Source organism: Rhizobium sp. Root1334 (assembly GCF_001426665.1).
Classification (GTDB): domain Bacteria; phylum Pseudomonadota; class Alphaproteobacteria; order Rhizobiales; family Rhizobiaceae; genus Pararhizobium.
This window is the reverse complement of record NZ_LMEY01000001.1, coordinates 1,380,335-1,396,630: the sequence shown is the minus strand read 5'-3', so window position 1 is coordinate 1,396,630 and position 16,296 is coordinate 1,380,335. Positions and strand designations below refer to the sequence as shown.

The window sequence follows — 16,296 nt, the reverse complement described above, 5'->3', positions numbered from 1 at the left end:
CCGTACTCCTTTTTTCAATCGATGAGACAGTGCTCACGCCCCCGTGTCTGTAACAGGGAAAACCCCGGGCGGCAAAACGTTTTAATCATGCGTTACCGATCAACACGCCCGCCGCCAGCACCAGTCCGCCGCCCAGCACCACCTGGAAGGCCGCGCGCAAAAATGGCGTTTCCATATACTTGTTCTGGATAAAAGCGATGATCCAGAGTTCGAAGAAGACGATGACGGCGGCGATGATCGTGGCCGTCCAAAAATGCGGGATGAGATAGGGCAGGGCGTGGCCAAGGCCGCCGAGCGTCGTCATGATGCCGCAGGCAAGACCACGCTTCAGCGGCGAGCCACGGCCGGAGAGCTTGCCGTCGTCATGGGCGGCTTCGGTGAAGCCCATGGATATGCCGGCACCGACCGACGCCGACAGGCCGACGAGAAAGGTCTGCCATGTGTCCTGGGTGGCAAAGGCGGCGGCGAAAATCGGGGCCAGGGTCGAGACCGAGCCATCCATCAGTCCGGCAAGGCCCGGCTGCACGTATGTCAGCAGGAACTGGCGGTGTGCCGCCTCATCTTCCTTTTTGCGCGCGCTTTCCGGCACGTGCTTGTCCGTCAGCATGCGGGCAATGTCCTCATGACCCTGCTCGGCCAATGCCAGATCGCCAAGCAATTGCCGGGTTGCTGCGTCGGATGTGTTTTTGCCCGCCTCGACATAGAAATTGTAGGCCTGCGTTTCCATCTCTTCCGCCTCGCGCCGCATGGCGTCGAGCGACTGGTTGTGGCGCAGCCAGTCAGGCTTGCGGGCAGGGAATCCGCTGACATGTTCGCGGCGGATCAGGGGAATACGTTCGCCGAACCGGCGGCGGTGCATGTCGATCAGCATGGTCTTGTGGGTGTTTTCCACCTCTCCCATGTCCTCGAAGACTTTCGCAGAGTCCGGATACTTGTCCTTCAGCGCGTCGGCATAGGCAAAATAGATGCGGCTGTCGTCTTCCTCGGATGAGATGGCAAGTGCCAGGACTTCCTGTTCGGACAGCGAGGAGAGCGAACGCTTGGGGCGCGAAAACAGACGGGAAAACATGATGCGATCAACCTAGTTTAGAATAATTCTAAATTAAGACCGCATCACGCGAAGGTCAACCCCCGAACCGGTCGTGTGACTCGACAGGCGGCAGGATAAATTCCTACATAAACAGGAGGATGAACGCCGAACGAAGGCTGCTTGCGCATGAACCCGCTTCTGACCAGCAAGGATACGCTTCTCGATCGCATCGGCATGGCGATGGCAGGAAGGCTGACGGCACGGACATCGGGATACGAACCCTATACGCCGTCCGACCCCGAAACGCTGGCGCGAACGCTGCGGCCGGGTGATATCCTGCTGATCGAGGGCAATCACAAGGTTTCGAACACGATCAAGTATCTCACTCAATCGACCTGGTCGCATGCCGCGTTCTTTGCCGGTGACGAAATCCCGCTGACGCTCGATCAGGCAACGCTGCCGGTGATCGACCGTCCGCAGCTGATCGAGGTCAATCTCGGCGAAGGCTGCGTTGCGGTGCCGCTCAGAAAATACTGCACTTACAACACCCGCATCTGCCGGCCTGTCGGGCTGACGCCGGACGATCGCAACGCCGTTCTGTCCTTCATGATTTCGCGGCTCGGCCTGAAATACGACATGAAGAACATCCTCGATATGCTACGCTACTTCATGCCGACACCGCCGGTGCCGGTGCGGTTTCGCCGCCGCATGCTGGCTTTCGGGTCCGGCGACCCGACACGGGCAATCTGCTCGACGCTGATCGCCCAGGCCTTTGAGCAGATCCGCTATCCGATCCTGCCGGAGATTACCCGGGCGCCGGGCAGGGCGTCGGCGACTTCGACCTATTCACGCGCCGAAATCCTGCATATTCGCCATCATTCGCTTTACACGCCGCGCGATTTCGATCTTTCGCCCTATTTTGCCATCGTCAAGCCGACGCTCGAATACGGCTTCGATTACAAGCGGCTGCAATGGCAGGGTGACAGCGATCAGGCGCTCATAGGGTGATATTGAGCGTCTGTTCGCGGATGATGTAGGCCTTCTGCCGGTCGGTGATGTAGTCGCGCACGATCGGTGCGGCATCGCGCGAGCGCGACAGCTGCATGTGGAACACCAGCTGGCTGCCGGTGCGGAACATCATCTCGCAGCTGACCAGATAGAATTCCCACATGCGGGCAAAGCGTTCGTCATACATCTCGACGACCTTGTCGCGGTTCTTATCGAAGCGCTCGACCCAATGCTTGAGCGTCGTCGCATAGTGGACGCGCAGAAATTCGAGATCGCTGACCCACAGGCTGTTGCGCTCCACCACCTCGAAAACCTCGGAAAGGGCGGGTGAATAGGCGCCGGGGAAAATGTATTTGCGCAGCCAGGCGCTGGCCATGCCGGGCGGGCTCATATGGCCGATCGAATGAAGCACCGCAATGCCGTCGTCGGGCATCAGAGTGTTCACCTTCTTGAAGAACTCATCATAGTGGCTGACGCCGACATGCTCGAACATGCCGACCGAGACGATGCGATCGAAGGTCTCGTTGACCTCGCGGTAATCGCGCAGTTCGAAGCGCACGCGGCCTTCCAGTCCGGCATCCTTGGCGCGCTGTGTCGCCAGTGCCTGCTGTTCCTTGGACAGCGTCACCCCCAGCACTTCGACATCCTCAAGCTGGGCAAGATAGAGCGCCAGATCTCCCCAGCCACAACCGATGTCGAGCACTTTCATGCCGGGCCGGAGGCAAAGCTTGGAAGCAAGCAGTCTCAACTTGTTGCGTTGCGCCTGTTCCAGCGTCTCGTCCGGTTCGCGGAAATAGGCGCAGGAATAGAGCATGTGCTCGTCGAGGAAGAGTTTGTAAAAGTCGTTGCCGAGGTCGTAATGATGGGCGACGTTGCGCTGGGCCTCGCCCTTGACGTTGGACTGCTGGCGCTTGCGGAAGCGCATCTTGATGGCGCGCAGCGCCTTCTGGATCGGATAGGAGCCGAGCGACAGCCGGTTGATGGAAAACAGCGTCAGGAAATCACGTAAGTTCGAACCGTCTTCGAAGCGCAGCGTGCCGTCCATATAGGCTTCGCCGGCGGCCAGTTCGGAATTGAAGACGAGGGTGCGGTAGAGCTTGCGGTCGGTCAGCCGCATGGTCACTTCCGGACCGGGCTCACCCTTGAAAACATGTGGTTTGCCATCGGCGTCGATGACGGTCAGCTGACCCTTGCGAATGAAAGCTTTCATCATATGCGATAGTGGAAACATGCACACCTCGATGGAAAAAGCGACGCTTGCGAAGCAGCACTCTATCACCGGGTTTGCAAAAAGCGCGGCAATAATTCTCGGGCGTTTCAACGGCCTGTGGCGGTGGCTCCGGCACTGGCTGCGACGACCAGAACAGTCCCCATGATCTGCAGGGCAGTCATCGGCTGGCTGAGGACCAGAAAACCCGCAAGTGCCCCAAGCGCCGGCTCCAGGCTCATCAGGATGCCGAAGGAGGATGTGCTCATGCGGCGCAGCGCGATCATTTCCAGCGCGTAAGGGATGAGCGGTACAAGCAGCGCTAGACCCGCGATCGTCACCACGCCTTCCATCGTTATGCGCGGCAGGTCGAGAAGCCCGAAAGGCGTGGCGACGATTGCTGCCACGATCAGCGACATGGAGAGACCCTGCAGGCCTTCGAAGGCGTTTCCGGCCTTCTTCATCAGGATAATGTAAAGCCCCCAGCCTGTGGCGGCCCCGAAGGCGAAGAGAATGCCGGTGGAATCGCCGATCCAGCCGTTGCCGTCATGGGCGAGCAAAAGCACGCCGGCACCAGCGATCAACGGCCAGACCAGCCGCCAGCCGAGGCCGAAAGCGAAAGTGGCAACCGCGAGCGGCCCGAGAAAATCGATGGCGACGGCGAGACCGAGCGGGATGCGCTCGATGGCCGCGAAGAAACACAGCGTCATGCCCGCCATGCAGGCGCCGAGCAGACCGGCCGTCTGCCACTGCGCCCGCGAATAGCGAAGGATCGGTGGACGCACGACGATGGCCAGCAGCATAGCGGCCCAGGCCAGGCGCAGCCAGGTGGTGCCGAATGGGCCATAGGCAGCGATTGACGGTGCCGACAGCGCCGAGCCGAACTGGACGCTCGACATTGACAGAAGGCACATCAGTCCGCCGGTGAGCGCAGCTGCGGTGCCGGTGTCAGGCAATGTTGCTGCGGGTGGAATGAGGCCTTCGTTGCCATCGGCTGATGCTGCTGTGCGCTGATCCAAGATGTCATTCTCCCGCAGGCCGTGCCGATCACGCCCAGTACGGCTCTAGCGAATGCGGACCCTGCCGGCAAATTCATATTTGTGGGGGTTAATATAAGGCACTTTGATACTGCTTATTGAGCAGGGCGGAACATATGACCCGCTCGACCGTTATCGGTTGCAGCAGAAACCTGTTTCAAGCGAGGGCAAACACATGGACGTCAATGGCGTAGGCTGGATTGCGGCAATCATCATCGGCGGCTTTGCCGGCTGGCTGGCTGAACAGTTCATGAAATCCGACATGGGCGTCTTCATGAACATCATTCTCGGCATCGTCGGTGCCGTCGTGCTGAATGCCATCCTCGCTTTTGCCGGCATGGGCTTCACCGGATGGCTTGCCTATCTGGTCATCGGCTTCGTCGGTGCTTGCCTGTTGATTGCGGTCGGCCGCGCCGTTCGACGATAGTGGCCGGGTTCAAAGGAGAACGACAATGCTAACATTCGCAGCCGAAGGCAGTAGCCAGGGCAAGCTGGAAATCAACGGTCATTCCGAGCCGGTTTCCTATGAGCTTATCGTGGCGCGCGAGCAAGATGATGCCAGCCAAGTGCGCATTCGCCTGAATGCTTCGCGCGATTGGTTGTTGAAGCAGGGCTTCAAGGGTGATGCGGTTCTGGTACGCAGTAATGGATCACGCATGGCGGTACGGCGCGACGGTGTGCTGGATGTTCATTCCAGCGTTTGTGTCACGCTTGAGGGGTATGACGGCACGCTGAGAGGCGTTGATGAGGTGTCGGACGCCTATCCGGAATTGAAGCATTAGCGGCAACTCTGCCGCAGAAACGAAAACGGGCGGGGTTTGAAGCCGCGCCCGTTTTCACAATCCAGATATCAAGGATCAATCCTTGGCGCGTTCCACGTAGGATGCGTCTTCGGTCAGGATGACGACGCGGGTGCCAACGCCGATATGCGGCGGCACCATGGTGCGCACGCCATTCGACAGGATCGCCGGCTTGTAGGAGGACGATGCCGTCTGGCCCTTGACGACCGGTTCCGTCTCGGCAATCTCGAGCGTCATGCGGGTGGGAAGTTCTATGGCCAGCGCCTGGCCTTCGTACATCTTCAGCTGAACAGCCATACCTTCCTGGAGATAAGCCTTGTCGTCGCCGATAACGTCGGGCGAAACGGCAACCTGATCGTAGGTCTGGGGGTTCATGAAGTGGAAGCCTTCGCCATCTTCATACAGGAAGGTGTGGTCGCTATCTTCAACGAAGGCGCGCTCGACCTGCTCGGTGGTGCGCCAGCGCTCGGAGACCTTCACGCCGTCGGAAATGCGGCGCATATCCACCTGCGTGACGGGCGTACCCTTGCCAGGGTGAAAGTTCTGCGCGGTGAGAACGGCGTAAAGCTTGCCGTCGACTTCGAGAACGTTGCCCTTGCGGACCGAGGAGGCGATTACCTTGACCATAAGTCTTCCTTGTAACTGAGCTTGATGCGTCGTAGAGGAGCGCACGAAATATGCGCGTCACAGACGCCAGAATGCGTTTTCGGGCCGCACCTATCCTATATTTGGGCAAATTGCCAGTGTGACGGCGGATCAGGCTCGAAGAAACCCGTACAACTGCCGCGAAATATAGACTGCCCGAGAAACGGAACCACACGTTCATGCCTGCTGCCTCTCCCTGGTGGACTCCTGATGTCCATGCCGACCGCCGTGGTTTCCTGATCGGCCGCAACCGGATTCAGGCGGCGTTGCGTGGTTTCTTCGCCGATCGCGATTTTGTCGAGATCGATACCGCGACACTGCAGGTGTCACCGGGCAACGAGGCACATCTGCATGCCTTCGCAACGCAGGCTATCCATCACGATGGTAGCACTGCCCCGCTCTATCTCCACACGTCCCCGGAATTTGCCTGCAAGAAACTGCTGTCTGCCGGGGAACCGCGCATCGCCTGCTTCGCCCATGTCTATCGTAACCGCGAACGCGGGCCGTTGCACCATCCAGAATTCACCATGCTGGAATGGTACCGCGCCGGAGAAACCTACGATGCGCTGATGCGCGACTGTGCTGGGATACTCGGGCTTGCGGCGGAAACGTTGGGGGCAAAGCAGCTGAGCTATCGCGGCGCGCAGGCCGATCCGTTTGCCGAGCCTGAGCGCATCACCGTTGCCGAAGCCTTTGCGCGGTTCGCCGGCGTCGATCTTCTTTCCTCCATCGGCCGGAGCGGCGAAACCGACCGCGAACGCCTTGCCGGAACCCTTCGGGTCGCCGGCCTCAGAGTTGCGGACGATGATACCTGGGCGGATATGTTCAGCCGGGTCATCGTCGAGAAGGTAGAGCCCAATCTTGGCTTCGGCCGGGCGACGATCCTCTATGAATATCCCGTCGCCGAGGCCGCGCTGGCGCGGCCCACGCCGCATGATCCGCGCGTCGCCGAGCGGTTTGAGCTTTATGCCTGTGGTGTGGAACTCGCCAATGCCTTCGGCGAACTGACGGATGCCGCCGAACAGCGCCGCCGCTTTGGCATGGAAATGGCCGAAAAACAGCGCGTTTACGGCGAAACGTACCCGCTGGACGAAGATTTCCTGAAGGCGCTTGAAATCATGCCACAGGCGAGCGGCAGCGCGCTTGGCTTCGACCGGCTGGTGATGCTGGCAACCGGTGCATCGCGGATCGACCAGGTGATCTGGGCGCCGGTGGCGCAGACCGAGCCGCTGAGTGAGGACCGCCGGTGACAGTGCTTCGCTCCCTCAAGTCGATCGGTGATCTGCAGGACGCCGGCCTTGTTCCTGCCGGCCGGCGCGCCGGGCTGGAGGAGGTTGCCGCGCGTTATGCGGTGGCCGTCACGCCGGCTGTCTCAGCCCTGATCGACCCGAATGATCCCAACGATCCGATCGCCCGGCAGTTCATTCCTGATATGGCGGAACTCGTTCGTCTGCCGGAAGAGCGCGAAGACCCGATCGGTGACGGCGCCCATAGTCCGGTCGAAGGCATCGTCCATCGCTATCCCGATCGCGTGCTGCTGAAGGCCGTGCATGTCTGCCCGGTCTATTGCCGGTTCTGCTTCCGCCGCGAGATGGTCGGGCCGCAGGGGCTTGGGACGCTTGCATCGCAGGCGATGGATAATGCCTTCGCCTATATTGCCGATCATCCGGAAATCTGGGAAGTGATCCTCACCGGCGGCGATCCGCTGGTTCTGTCGCCGCGCCGGCTGGCGTCGATCATGGAGCGGCTGGCCGGTATCGAACACGTGAAGATCGTCCGGTTTCACACCCGCGTGCCGGTTGTCGAACCTGAACGTGTCGACGAAGCATTGATTGCAGCGCTCAAGGCCAGCGGCAAGACCACCTATCTGGCGCTGCATGCCAACCATCCGCGCGAACTGACGGCAGACGCGCGCGCCGCCTGTGCCCGGCTGGTCGATAGCGGCATCGTCATGATCAGCCAGTCGGTGCTGCTCAAGGGCGTCAACGACGATCCCGACACGCTGGCGGCGCTTATGCGCGCCTTCGTCGAAAACCGAATCAAGCCCTATTACCTGCATCACCCCGATCTTGCGCCAGGCACCAGCCATTTCCGCCTGACGATCGAGGAGGGGCAGGCGCTGGTCGCCTCGTTGCGCGGCCGTGTCTCCGGCCTCTGCCAGCCCGCCTACATCCTCGACATCCCCGGCGGTCACGGCAAAACGGTGATCAGCGCATCGACCATCGAGGATAACGGCGATGGCTGCTACACGGTGTCTGATTTCAATGGCGGGCAACACGCCTATTCGCCGGGATCGGCCGGCAAGCAGCCTCTTTAAAGCCGGATTTTACCGAACAGGGCGCTGAGTTCCGATTGCCGGCCGGTGCCGGTTTTCTGGAATATCGAGCGAATATGGCTTCTGACCGTTTCATAGCTGATGCCGTGCTGGCTGGCGATGTCAACGGCGCTCATGCCGCTGGCGACAAGCATCGATATCCGGGTTTCTGCCGGGGTCAGGTCGAATAGCGCCATCAGTGTTTCCGGGTTCTGCCGCATCTCGTCGTCCGGATCCTCGATCAGGGCCAAGGCGCAGGAATGCGAGAATAAATCGGCAAGCTGCGGACCAAACCGTTCGAACCGGACGATGAGCGGCCGTTTGCCCGTGCGTGACAGGCGAACGGCGGACAATGGCTCGGCGCCGGGGCCGGCAGCCTGCAACGCGATCTTGAGTTCCCGGTGAAAGCGCGCCGTCTCATGTGCGGAGCCGGCGCGCACTTCGCCTCTGGAAATGCGCAAATCGTCCGAAAACAGCGTTTCGGCCTTGAGGTTCGTCAGTGTGACGAGGCCTTTCCGGTCAAAGAAGATGCAGCCAATATTCGAGGTCTGGAAGGCCGCTGCCATGCCCATGACCCTGCTGGCGTCGACATGCTGGGCGAGGTGCACGGCGGTCAGCAGCCGTGTCCGGATGGTATGAAAATGCGGTAAGTCCGTTGCCCGCGGGGAATCGTCGGTCAAGCTACTCTGCAGGACGAAATACAGCGCATCCTTGCCTGAGGAGATGTCCATCAGCACACAATCGCCAACGCCGTGCTTTTTCATGAATTGATAGTATTCGTGGTGGTCGAACTGCTCTTTTGAGATAATTTCGGCTTCAAGCACGACGCCAGCACGGTGGAGTGGCTGTAGCAAGTTCGCGCGAAAATCCCGCGATCCCCAGTCGTCACGCATATAGCCGTCCAGAAGCGTTTCAAGATTTTCTGTGCTGAGCACCGCGCCGAAAGTACCGCGGCCGGACGGCTCCATTATATTGATGCCCAAAGCACCGCTCGCCCGGCTGACCGCTTCCATTGTCGGCAGCCACAGCGAGGGTTCAAAAACCGCAGCCTGGACCTGATCCAGGGCTTCAGAGAGGCGTTCTGCGTTGACACGCATTCGAATATTCTCACATTCGCGAGCGAGGATTTTAGGTTTTCGGGGCACCTCGCGTCAATGGTGTCCAGGCCGGGATGATTCTGTTCATTGGTCCAATTTCGGCCCTATGCCAAACCCGGACGGGATTCCAGGCACAAAAAAGCCGGCCGCTGCAGAAAAAGCGGCCGGCTTTTGAAGCTTTGAGGCGGATTAGCCCTGTTTGATCGGCGCGATCGAAATTTCGACGCGGCGGTTCTGCGCGCGTCCGGCTGGGCTGCCGTTCGATGCGATCGGCCGGTCCGGGCCGTAGCCGACGGCCGACATGCGGCGCTGATCGACGCCCTGCGAACCGAGATAGTTGGCCACCGAGATGGCGCGGCGCTCCGAGAGGCCCTGGTTGTAGCTGGCGCTGCCGGTCGAATCCGTATGGCCATCGACATCGACAAGCGTCTTGTTGAACTTGCGCAGTACGATCGCGACCGAGTTCAGCGTCGGATAGGCCCGTGGACTCATCTGGTCCTGGTCGGTGGCGAAGGTGATGTTCTCAGGCATGTTGAGAACGATACGGTCGCCGACGCGAGTGACCGAAACGCCGGTGTTCTGCAGCTGTGCGCGCAGTTCGGATTCCTGGCTGTCCATGTAGTTGCCGATCAGGCCACCACCGAGCGCGCCGATGCCCGCGCCGACAAGCGCGGCATCGCGCCGTCCGGCAGAGCTGCCACCGACCAGAAGGCCGGTTGCGGCACCGAGGCCCGCGCCGATCAGCGCGCCACCGGCGGTGTTCGACATCTTCTGTTCGCCCGTATAGGGGTCGGTCGTGGTGCAGCCGGAAAGATAAACTGCGGCGATGGCCAATACGGCGATTTTCTTCATCATGGAATCACAGGTCCCCAATAGATCTACTCTGCTTCATACTACCGATTGCGGCAGGAAGATGAAGAGCGGGCCTTTTGGTTAATGAACTTTCTGTTTCCATGCGCGTCCATCGGTCTCGCGCTGTGTTGGAAGGGCCAGGGCGGCGCGTGCGCGGACGCCTGGCTCTCCCGGTCGGTCCGGCTATTCGGTGAGGTCGATTTCTTCCGTGCTGCCGCCCGTGCAGGTGTAGCAGCAATCCGAGCAGGTCTCGGCATTATCCGGGCCTGTGCCCCAATAGGTCGATTTGTCGCCGGAAATCCAGGCGCCGTAGCAGATCTTTTCGCCCTGGTCGCAGGACAGCGGGATCTGCTTGGTCTCGCCGTCGTCCAGCAGGTAAACCTGATTGTTGCCCGGCCAGACATGATCGCGGTCCTGGCTGTAGAGCTCGACCTCAACGGCATTCGGATGGCTGTTTTTCATTTCGAAGGTGACATCGGCTGCCGAAGCAACGGAGATGCCGCCTGCAAGCATGGCGATGGAAAGCGCGGCGATGGCCGCCCGCTGAAGAATGGTTTTCATGGGTTCCCCTTAAGAATTATGGCCTTGCGGCTGAAAGTCAGCTAGCACGAAGACAGGGGGCGAGGAATGGGGCCATTGGCCGGAAAAAGCGGGTTTTTCCGGCGTGGTATAGCCATTTTTGGTGACAAGGATAGGTGGCGTTCGCCAGTGCGGCGCACGTCAATCTGCGGCCAGCGATTTGTAGAAGAATGTCGAACCGCAATAGCTGCCGTCCGGCATCAGAGCATATTGCGGAATGACGCCGACGCGCTGCCAGCCGAATTTCTCGTAGATGCTTTCCGCCGGGCTTCCGGTTGCTGTGTCGAGTACCAGAACATGCCGCCCATACTTGCGGGCCTCCTCTTCTGCGGCGTCCATCAACAGGCGTGAAAGCCCCAGACCACGGGCCTTGCGGTGGACGAGCAGTTTCTTCAGATCGGCGCGATGCGGCTGGTTCGGCATCATGCCGACGCCAAGCTGAACCGTGCCGAGGATTTCCCCATCCGTCTCCGCCACGATCAGCACTGTACTGCCCTCAGCGACCGCCCTGGCCACCCCTTCCCAATAGGGAATTGCCTCCTGCGGCGTATAGGGCGACATGAACCCGACAGAAGCGCCGCCTTCGACGCAGTCGGACAGGATTTCGGCAAGTGCCGGCAGGGCAGCAGCGGTTTCGGAAGGAGTAAGCGTGCGGACGGTGACCTTGGACATCGGGATCAGACTTTGCTGCGGTTGAGAATGATGGCGTAGCGGGCAGGCGTGCCATGCGGATTGTGAAAGATGTGGGCCTCGGCAAGCTGCATGAACAGGCAGTCGCCTGCCTCCAGCACGTGCGTCTGGCCACCGGCGGACATGGTCAGCCTGCCTTCGAACAGCCAGAGATGCTGGGTCAGTCCGGCATCGAACTGCTGCCGTTCGAAAACGACACGCGCCCCCGGCGGGAACTCGACCTCGACGATATCGACCGGCGAGCCGGTGCCATCCGGTGATACGGAACGGCGCAGATAACCGGTCTCGGGATCGCGCCAGACGCGCTGGTCGTTCCGGCGCGAGAGTGGATCGCTGGCGGTTTCGCTGTCGGCGAAAAACCGTGACAATGTCGTCCCCAATGCGCTGCATAGCCGGGCAAGAAGCTGCGCCGTGGGGCTTGCCTCACCGCGCTCGATCCGCGAGATCATTGCCCGGCTGACGCCGGCGCGGCTGGCGAGATCATCCAGCGTCAGCGACTGGGCCAGCCGCAATGCCTTCATCCGTTCGGCGATATCCGTTTCAAAACCTGTTGAATTTTCCATTATAGGAGAATTATTCGTTCTTATAATGGAGTCAACGGAAAATGTTGTTGCCTCGAAATAAAGTCGGGCGATGCCGTTTTAGCGACAGGCAAGGAGGGCGCGACCGGATAGAGTGATATCGTGCAGGCCCGTTGAGGAAAGCGTCTTGCGATCAATATCTTAGGGAATGCTTGAGCAGGCGGCGAGGGGGCTGGCTGCAGTGAAGCTTGAGAGGGTGAATGGCGGCGATAGAAGAAATCCGGCCGGAGCAGTCACGGGCATCCGTGCTCTCGATTGCCAGCATCGTTGCCTCCATGGCCTGCGTCGGTATCGGCAACGGCATGATGTTTGCCTATGTGCCGTTCCTGTTGGCGCGTGGCGATAGTCCGCCCTGGGTTGCCGGTGCGGCGGTGACGGCGCTTGCCTTTGGCGGTCTTGCCGGTTGCGTCGTCGCAGGCCCGATGATCCGCAGGGTCGGCCATGCGCGGGCGTTTTCCTGCTCGATGGCGCTGGTGCTGCTGTCTGCCTTCCTGATCGCGCTTGGCTTTCACCCGCTGCTCTGGGTGTTTGCGCGCGGCGTTTATGGCGCGGCGGGCAATATCAATTTCATCATCTCGCTGAGCTGGCTCAATCATGCCAGCGCTAACAGCTGGCGCGGCAAGGCGATGTCGGTGTTCTACATGGTCTATGTCATCGCCATCGGTCTCGGTGCCTGGCTGTTCGGCCAGATCCCGGCGGATGGCAATCTGGCGCCGCTGCTGACGATCTTCTTCACCACCATGGCGATCCTGCCGATCGGCCTGACGCGCCTGCCCAATCCGCCGCCGCCGGCCAAGGTCAGCGTCGATGTGCCGATGGTCTGGCGCAATTCACCGGTTGCCTTCGTCGGGGTGCTTGCCTCCGGCGGCCTTTCGATGGCGGTACAGGGCTTTACGCCGATCTATGCCGCCGCCAATTCGGTCAGTCAGGGCGACGTCGCGCTGTTGATGCTGGTCATGCAGTTCGGCCTGATCTTCATCCAGTATCCGATGGGCGTGCTGTCGGACCGGATCGATCGGCGTATCGTCATGATTCTGGTCTGCGCGCTGATCTCGGTTGCCGCCGTCGTCTCGCTCGCCGTTTCGTTCGCCAACCTCATTCTCTTGATGCTGGTCTTTGCCGTTTTCGCGGGAGCGGTCGAAACCGTCTATTCGATTGCCAATGCCCATGCCAACGATCGCACCGCGCCCGCCGACTTCGTGCCGCTCGCCTCGACGCTTTTGATGTGCTGGTCGATCGCCGCCACGATCATCCCGTTGGCGATCACGCTGCTGACCCCGGTCTTTGGGCCGAAGACCTTCATCTATGCTGCCTTGGGCACCGCACTCGCCTACGCTGCCTTCGTCGCCGTGCGGCTGAAATTCCGCGAAACGGTGCCGCCGCATCTGCGCGAAAATTTCGAGATGAAGAGCGCACAGATGCCGAATGCGGGCGCGATGGTCGAGGGCGATCCGGCTGCAGGCGAAATCCGGCAATTATAGTGAACAAAGCCTGCATTTCCCGCTTTGCGGCGGTTGATACCGCTGCTATATGCGGCCCATGAGCACAACACCTTCAAAGACGCCCCTGTCGCATATCCGCAATTTCTCGATCGTGGCCCATATCGACCACGGCAAGTCGACGCTGGCCGACCGGTTGATCCAGTCGACCGGCGGCCTGGCCGCACGCGAAATGTCGGAACAGGTTCTCGATAACATGGATATCGAGAAGGAACGCGGCATCACCATCAAGGCGCAGACCGTGCGTCTGCATTACGTCGCCAACAACGGTGAGACCTATGTCCTGAACCTGATCGACACCCCCGGCCATGTCGACTTCGCCTACGAAGTCTCGCGCTCGCTGTCGGCTTGCGAAGGCTCGCTGCTGGTCGTGGATGCGTCGCAGGGCGTCGAAGCCCAGACGCTTGCCAACGTCTATCAGGCGATCGACAACAACCACGAACTGGTCACGGTTCTCAACAAGATCGACCTGCCAGCCGCCGAACCCGACCGTATCCGCGAGCAGATCGAGGAAGTCATCGGCATCGACGCTTCGCAGGCTGTGCTGATCTCGGCCAAGACCGGCCTTGGCATTCCCGATGTGCTCGAAGCGATCGTGCATCAGCTGCCCGCACCGAAGAGCGAAGGCGGTGAGACCGCGCCGTTGAAGGCGCTGCTGGTCGACAGCTGGTATGACACCTATCTCGGCGTTATCGTTCTCGTCCGCATTCTCGATGGCGTCCTGAAAAAGGGCCAGACCATCCGCATGATGGGCACCGATGCCAAGTATCAGGTGGAACGCGTCGGCGTCATCACCCCGAAGATGGTCAATGTCGACGCGCTCGGCCCGGGCGAGATCGGCTTCATCACCGCCTCCATCAAGGAAGTGGCCGATACCCGCGTCGGCGATACGATCACCGAGGACAAGCGCCCGACTGCCAACATGCTGCCGGGCTTCAAGCCGGCGCAGCCAGTGGTGTTCTGCGGCCTGTTCCCGGTCGACGCCGCCGATTTCGAGGATCTGCGCGCCGCCATGGGCAAGCTGCGCCTCAACGATGCGTCGTTCTCGTTCGAAATGGAATCGTCCGCCGCTCTCGGTTTCGGTTTCCGCTGCGGCTTCCTCGGCCTCTTGCATCTGGAAATCGTCCAGGAGCGCCTCGAGCGCGAGTTCGATCTCGACCTGATCGCGACGGCACCGTCCGTCGTCTACAAGCTGTTTATGACCGATGGCACCGAGCGCGAGCTGCACAATCCGGCCGATATGCCGGATGTCGTCAAGATCGCTGAAATCCATGAGCCATGGATTCGCGCCACCATTCTGACGCCCGATGATTATCTCGGCGGCATCCTGAAGCTTTGCCAGGACCGGCGTGGCATCCAGGTGGAGCTGACCTATGTCGGCACCCGCGCGATGCTGACCTATGATCTGCCGCTCAATGAAGTCGTGTTCGATTTCTATGACCGGCTGAAGTCGATTTCCAAGGGTTATGCCTCTTTCGACTATGCGATCACCAGCCATCAGGAAGGCCATCTGGTGAAGATGTCGATCCTCGTCAATGGCGAGCCGGTCGATGCACTGTCTATGATGGTCCACCGCATGGCAGCCGAAAAGCGCGGCCGCGACATGTGCGAGAAGCTCAAGGAGCTGATCCCCAAGCACATGTTCAAGATCCCGATCCAGGCCGCCATCGGCGGCAACGTGATCGCCCGCGAAACCATCTCGGCACTGCGCAAGGACGTGACCGCCAAGTGCTACGGCGGCGACGCCTCGCGTAAACGCAAGCTGCTCGACAAGCAGAAGGCCGGCAAGAAGCGCATGCGCCAGTTCGGCAAGGTCGAAATCCCGCAGGAAGCGTTCATCGCAGCGCTGAAGATGGGTGATGAGTAAGGCTTTTCTTCCATCGGGTATGCGCATACATTAGGCGCATACCCGATGGAGAAGATCATGTCTCAACCGTCCCGCAAATCTGCAAACCTGTCCCTCGATAGCGACCTCGTTTCGCAGGCGCGTGATCTCAAGATCAATCTCTCGCGGGCAGCTGAAGACGGCATCGGGCGTGCGGTCAAGGCCGAGCAGGAACGTCTCTGGAGGCTGGAAAATGCCGAGGCGATTGCGGCATCCAACAAATATGTCGAGGAACATGGCCTGCCTTTGGCGAAATATCGTCAATTCTGATGGCGAGATTTCGCGTCTATCGTCTCAGGCAAGGTGGCGCGCTGGTGCTCGACCTCCAAGCCGATATTTTGTCCGATCTTCAAACCCGAAACGTGGCGCCGCTGCTTCTCCCGGGAGAGATTTCTCGCCTGATCGCGCGGCTTAATCCAAAATTTGAAATTGGCGGCCGTCCTTACGTGATGGCAACCCAGTTCATGGGGGTCGTTGCCGTCAGCGAAATCGGAGAGACCGTGGCCGACCTTACCAGTCACGCGGACGCCATTACCGCCGCCACGGATTTTCTGTTCCAGGGATTTTAGACAGCTGATCGCTCTGCAAACTCCTGCACAAGCCCCTCATAGGCTTCCATTGGGGGGAAGGTCTCGTAGGAATGCACAGCCCCAGTGGCTGCGAAGGACAGTTTTTCACTGGTGAAGGTCTCGATGAAGGGCGCAAAGCCGCTTGTGTCATCCAGCATGGTCGGGCGTAGGTTGACGAACCAGTCCATGCCTTCCGGGCGGGTGAACATCCAGGTCATGCAGTGCGGGCAGAAATAGTGGCGGGAGGCGCCGTGCAGGCCGCCGATCACCGGCTCACCGGCGATGACTTCAAAACCCTCGGCCGGAATGGCGGCGCTTAACGAATAGGCGCTTGAGGACATTTTCTGGCAGCCGGTGCAGTGGCAGGCCATGGTCAGGATCGGGGGCGCACTGATCTTCAGCCGCACCTGGCCGCAACGGCAGCCGCCTTCCTGGGGGATCGTCAATCTGCTCATGTTTCACTCCTCCGCTTTCAGGCAGTAATCTAGCGGAGAAGCCTCTCT

Annotated in this window: 19 protein-coding genes; 9 read left to right on the top strand and 10 right to left on the bottom strand. The window is 60.3% G+C overall.

Annotated features, from left to right (window positions below):
- Positions 1–85 precede the first annotated feature (85 nt).
- Positions 86–1,069, bottom strand: coding sequence for an iron exporter MbfA (gene mbfA / locus ASD36_RS06835; protein ID WP_060501291.1), 984 nt, complete (start codon positions 1,067–1,069; stop codon positions 86–88).
- 147 nt (positions 1,070–1,216) lie between these two features.
- On the opposite strand from mbfA, the gene ASD36_RS06830 reads away from it, so the two are divergent.
- The gene (locus ASD36_RS06830; RefSeq protein WP_060501289.1) at positions 1,217–2,038 is read left to right on the top strand and encodes a lipo-like protein; all 822 of its coding nucleotides are present in this window, start codon (positions 1,217–1,219) and stop codon (positions 2,036–2,038) included.
- On the opposite strand, the gene ASD36_RS06825 is transcribed toward ASD36_RS06830, so the two are convergent.
- Together ASD36_RS06825 and ASD36_RS06820 are read right to left on the bottom strand one after the other, a co-directional pair.
- A complete protein-coding gene (locus tag ASD36_RS06825; protein ID WP_060501287.1) occupies positions 2,028–3,269 on the bottom strand; it encodes a cyclopropane-fatty-acyl-phospholipid synthase family protein in 1,242 nt (413 codons plus the stop codon). The genes ASD36_RS06830 and ASD36_RS06825 overlap by 11 nt on opposite strands.
- Positions 3,270–3,355: 86 nt before the next feature.
- Positions 3,356–4,219 carry an EamA family transporter gene (locus ASD36_RS06820; RefSeq protein ID WP_244481822.1) on the bottom strand — a complete coding sequence of 288 codons (864 nt, stop codon included), beginning with the start codon at positions 4,217–4,219 and terminating at the stop codon, positions 3,356–3,358.
- A gap of 238 nt (positions 4,220–4,457) precedes the next feature.
- On the opposite strand from ASD36_RS06820, the gene ASD36_RS06815 reads away from it, so the two are divergent.
- Together ASD36_RS06815 and ASD36_RS06810 are read left to right on the top strand one after the other, a co-directional pair.
- Complete coding sequence (locus tag ASD36_RS06815) at positions 4,458–4,709, top strand: GlsB/YeaQ/YmgE family stress response membrane protein (protein ID WP_060501283.1); 252 nt, start codon at positions 4,458–4,460, stop codon at positions 4,707–4,709.
- Positions 4,710–4,734: 25 nt separating this feature from the next.
- A complete protein-coding gene (locus tag ASD36_RS06810) occupies positions 4,735–5,064 on the top strand; it encodes a hypothetical protein (RefSeq protein WP_060501281.1) in 330 nt (109 codons plus the stop codon).
- Positions 5,065–5,139: 75 nt separating this feature from the next.
- On the opposite strand, the gene efp is transcribed toward ASD36_RS06810, so the two are convergent.
- Complete coding sequence (gene efp / locus ASD36_RS06805; protein ID WP_060501279.1) at positions 5,140–5,709, bottom strand: elongation factor P; 570 nt, start codon at positions 5,707–5,709, stop codon at positions 5,140–5,142.
- Between the two features lie 197 nt (positions 5,710–5,906).
- Between efp and epmA the strand changes: the two genes are divergently transcribed.
- A complete protein-coding gene (gene epmA, locus ASD36_RS06800) occupies positions 5,907–6,977 on the top strand; it encodes an EF-P lysine aminoacylase EpmA (protein ID WP_060501277.1) in 1,071 nt (356 codons plus the stop codon).
- Positions 6,974–8,044 (top strand): lysine-2,3-aminomutase-like protein, encoded by a 1,071-nt coding sequence (locus ASD36_RS06795; RefSeq protein WP_060501276.1) that lies wholly within the window; start codon positions 6,974–6,976, stop codon positions 8,042–8,044. Before epmA ends, ASD36_RS06795 begins: the two co-directional genes overlap by 4 nt.
- Here the strand turns inward: ASD36_RS06795 and ASD36_RS06790 are convergent.
- The 5 genes from ASD36_RS06790 to ASD36_RS06770 form a co-directional block, all read right to left on the bottom strand.
- Entirely contained in the window at positions 8,041–9,138 is a 1,098-nt protein-coding gene (locus ASD36_RS06790) for a helix-turn-helix transcriptional regulator (protein ID WP_060501274.1), read from the bottom strand. The two genes, ASD36_RS06795 and ASD36_RS06790, sit on opposite strands and share 4 nt — an antisense overlap.
- Positions 9,139–9,327: 189 nt before the next feature.
- A complete protein-coding gene (locus tag ASD36_RS06785; protein ID WP_060501272.1) occupies positions 9,328–9,993 on the bottom strand; it encodes an OmpA family protein in 666 nt (221 codons plus the stop codon).
- Between the two features lie 180 nt (positions 9,994–10,173).
- Positions 10,174–10,551: a hypothetical protein gene (locus ASD36_RS06780; RefSeq protein WP_060501270.1), complete on the bottom strand. Its 378-nt coding sequence runs from the start codon at positions 10,549–10,551 to the stop codon at positions 10,174–10,176.
- A gap of 159 nt (positions 10,552–10,710) precedes the next feature.
- Positions 10,711–11,241 (bottom strand): GNAT family N-acetyltransferase, encoded by a 531-nt coding sequence (locus tag ASD36_RS06775; RefSeq protein WP_060501268.1) that lies wholly within the window; start codon positions 11,239–11,241, stop codon positions 10,711–10,713.
- 5 nt (positions 11,242–11,246) lie between these two features.
- Positions 11,247–11,822, bottom strand: a complete 576-nt coding sequence (locus tag ASD36_RS06770) for a helix-turn-helix domain-containing protein (RefSeq protein WP_060501266.1) — start codon at positions 11,820–11,822, stop codon at positions 11,247–11,249.
- A gap of 218 nt (positions 11,823–12,040) precedes the next feature.
- On the opposite strand from ASD36_RS06770, the gene ASD36_RS06765 reads away from it, so the two are divergent.
- Genes ASD36_RS06765 through ASD36_RS06750 form a run of 4 tightly spaced genes read left to right on the top strand, consistent with a single transcriptional unit; the run spans position 12,041 to position 15,793 of the window.
- The gene (locus ASD36_RS06765) at positions 12,041–13,321 is read left to right on the top strand and encodes an MFS transporter (protein ID WP_060501264.1); all 1,281 of its coding nucleotides are present in this window, start codon (positions 12,041–12,043) and stop codon (positions 13,319–13,321) included.
- Positions 13,322–13,370: 49 nt separating this feature from the next.
- On the top strand, positions 13,371–15,206 hold the full coding sequence (lepA, locus tag ASD36_RS06760) for a translation elongation factor 4 (RefSeq protein ID WP_060501262.1): 1,836 nt from the start codon (positions 13,371–13,373) through the stop codon (positions 15,204–15,206).
- A gap of 57 nt (positions 15,207–15,263) precedes the next feature.
- Positions 15,264–15,494 carry a type II toxin-antitoxin system CcdA family antitoxin gene (locus ASD36_RS06755; RefSeq protein WP_060501260.1) on the top strand — a complete coding sequence of 77 codons (231 nt, stop codon included), beginning with the start codon at positions 15,264–15,266 and terminating at the stop codon, positions 15,492–15,494.
- Positions 15,494–15,793, top strand: a complete 300-nt coding sequence (locus ASD36_RS06750; protein WP_060501257.1) for a CcdB family protein — start codon at positions 15,494–15,496, stop codon at positions 15,791–15,793. Before ASD36_RS06755 ends, ASD36_RS06750 begins: the two co-directional genes overlap by 1 nt.
- Here ASD36_RS06750 and ASD36_RS06745 read toward each other — a convergent pair.
- Positions 15,790–16,248: a GFA family protein gene (locus tag ASD36_RS06745; protein WP_060501255.1), complete on the bottom strand. Its 459-nt coding sequence runs from the start codon at positions 16,246–16,248 to the stop codon at positions 15,790–15,792. The two genes, ASD36_RS06750 and ASD36_RS06745, sit on opposite strands and share 4 nt — an antisense overlap.
- Positions 16,249–16,296 lie beyond the last annotated feature (48 nt).

What these genes read in the sequence shown, in the direction of transcription:
- lepA (WP_060501262.1), top strand. Translation starts at nt 13,371, where the DNA reads ATGCGGCCCATGAGCACAACACCTTCAAAGACGCCCCTGTCGCATATC.
- ASD36_RS06830 (WP_060501289.1), top strand. Translation starts at nt 1,217, where the DNA reads ATGAACCCGCTTCTGACCAGCAAGGATACGCTTCTCGATCGCATCGGC.
- ASD36_RS06750 (WP_060501257.1), top strand. Translation starts at nt 15,494, where the DNA reads ATGGCGAGATTTCGCGTCTATCGTCTCAGGCAAGGTGGCGCGCTGGTG.
- ASD36_RS06775 (WP_060501268.1), bottom strand. Translation starts at nt 11,241, where the DNA reads ATGTCCAAGGTCACCGTCCGCACGCTTACTCCTTCCGAAACCGCTGCT.
- ASD36_RS06810 (WP_060501281.1), top strand. Translation starts at nt 4,735, where the DNA reads ATGCTAACATTCGCAGCCGAAGGCAGTAGCCAGGGCAAGCTGGAAATC.
- ASD36_RS06745 (WP_060501255.1), bottom strand. Translation starts at nt 16,248, where the DNA reads ATGAGCAGATTGACGATCCCCCAGGAAGGCGGCTGCCGTTGCGGCCAG.
- ASD36_RS06790 (WP_060501274.1), bottom strand. Translation starts at nt 9,138, where the DNA reads ATGCGTGTCAACGCAGAACGCCTCTCTGAAGCCCTGGATCAGGTCCAG.
- epmA (WP_060501277.1), top strand. Translation starts at nt 5,907, where the DNA reads ATGCCTGCTGCCTCTCCCTGGTGGACTCCTGATGTCCATGCCGACCGC.
- ASD36_RS06770 (WP_060501266.1), bottom strand. Translation starts at nt 11,822, where the DNA reads ATGGAAAATTCAACAGGTTTTGAAACGGATATCGCCGAACGGATGAAG.
- ASD36_RS06780 (WP_060501270.1), bottom strand. Translation starts at nt 10,551, where the DNA reads ATGAAAACCATTCTTCAGCGGGCGGCCATCGCCGCGCTTTCCATCGCC.
- efp (WP_060501279.1), bottom strand. Translation starts at nt 5,709, where the DNA reads ATGGTCAAGGTAATCGCCTCCTCGGTCCGCAAGGGCAACGTTCTCGAA.
- ASD36_RS06785 (WP_060501272.1), bottom strand. Translation starts at nt 9,993, where the DNA reads ATGATGAAGAAAATCGCCGTATTGGCCATCGCCGCAGTTTATCTTTCC.
- ASD36_RS06825 (WP_060501287.1), bottom strand. Translation starts at nt 3,269, where the DNA reads ATGTTTCCACTATCGCATATGATGAAAGCTTTCATTCGCAAGGGTCAG.
- mbfA (WP_060501291.1), bottom strand. Translation starts at nt 1,069, where the DNA reads ATGTTTTCCCGTCTGTTTTCGCGCCCCAAGCGTTCGCTCTCCTCGCTG.
- ASD36_RS06815 (WP_060501283.1), top strand. Translation starts at nt 4,458, where the DNA reads ATGGACGTCAATGGCGTAGGCTGGATTGCGGCAATCATCATCGGCGGC.
- ASD36_RS06765 (WP_060501264.1), top strand. Translation starts at nt 12,041, where the DNA reads ATGGCGGCGATAGAAGAAATCCGGCCGGAGCAGTCACGGGCATCCGTG.
- ASD36_RS06755 (WP_060501260.1), top strand. Translation starts at nt 15,264, where the DNA reads ATGTCTCAACCGTCCCGCAAATCTGCAAACCTGTCCCTCGATAGCGAC.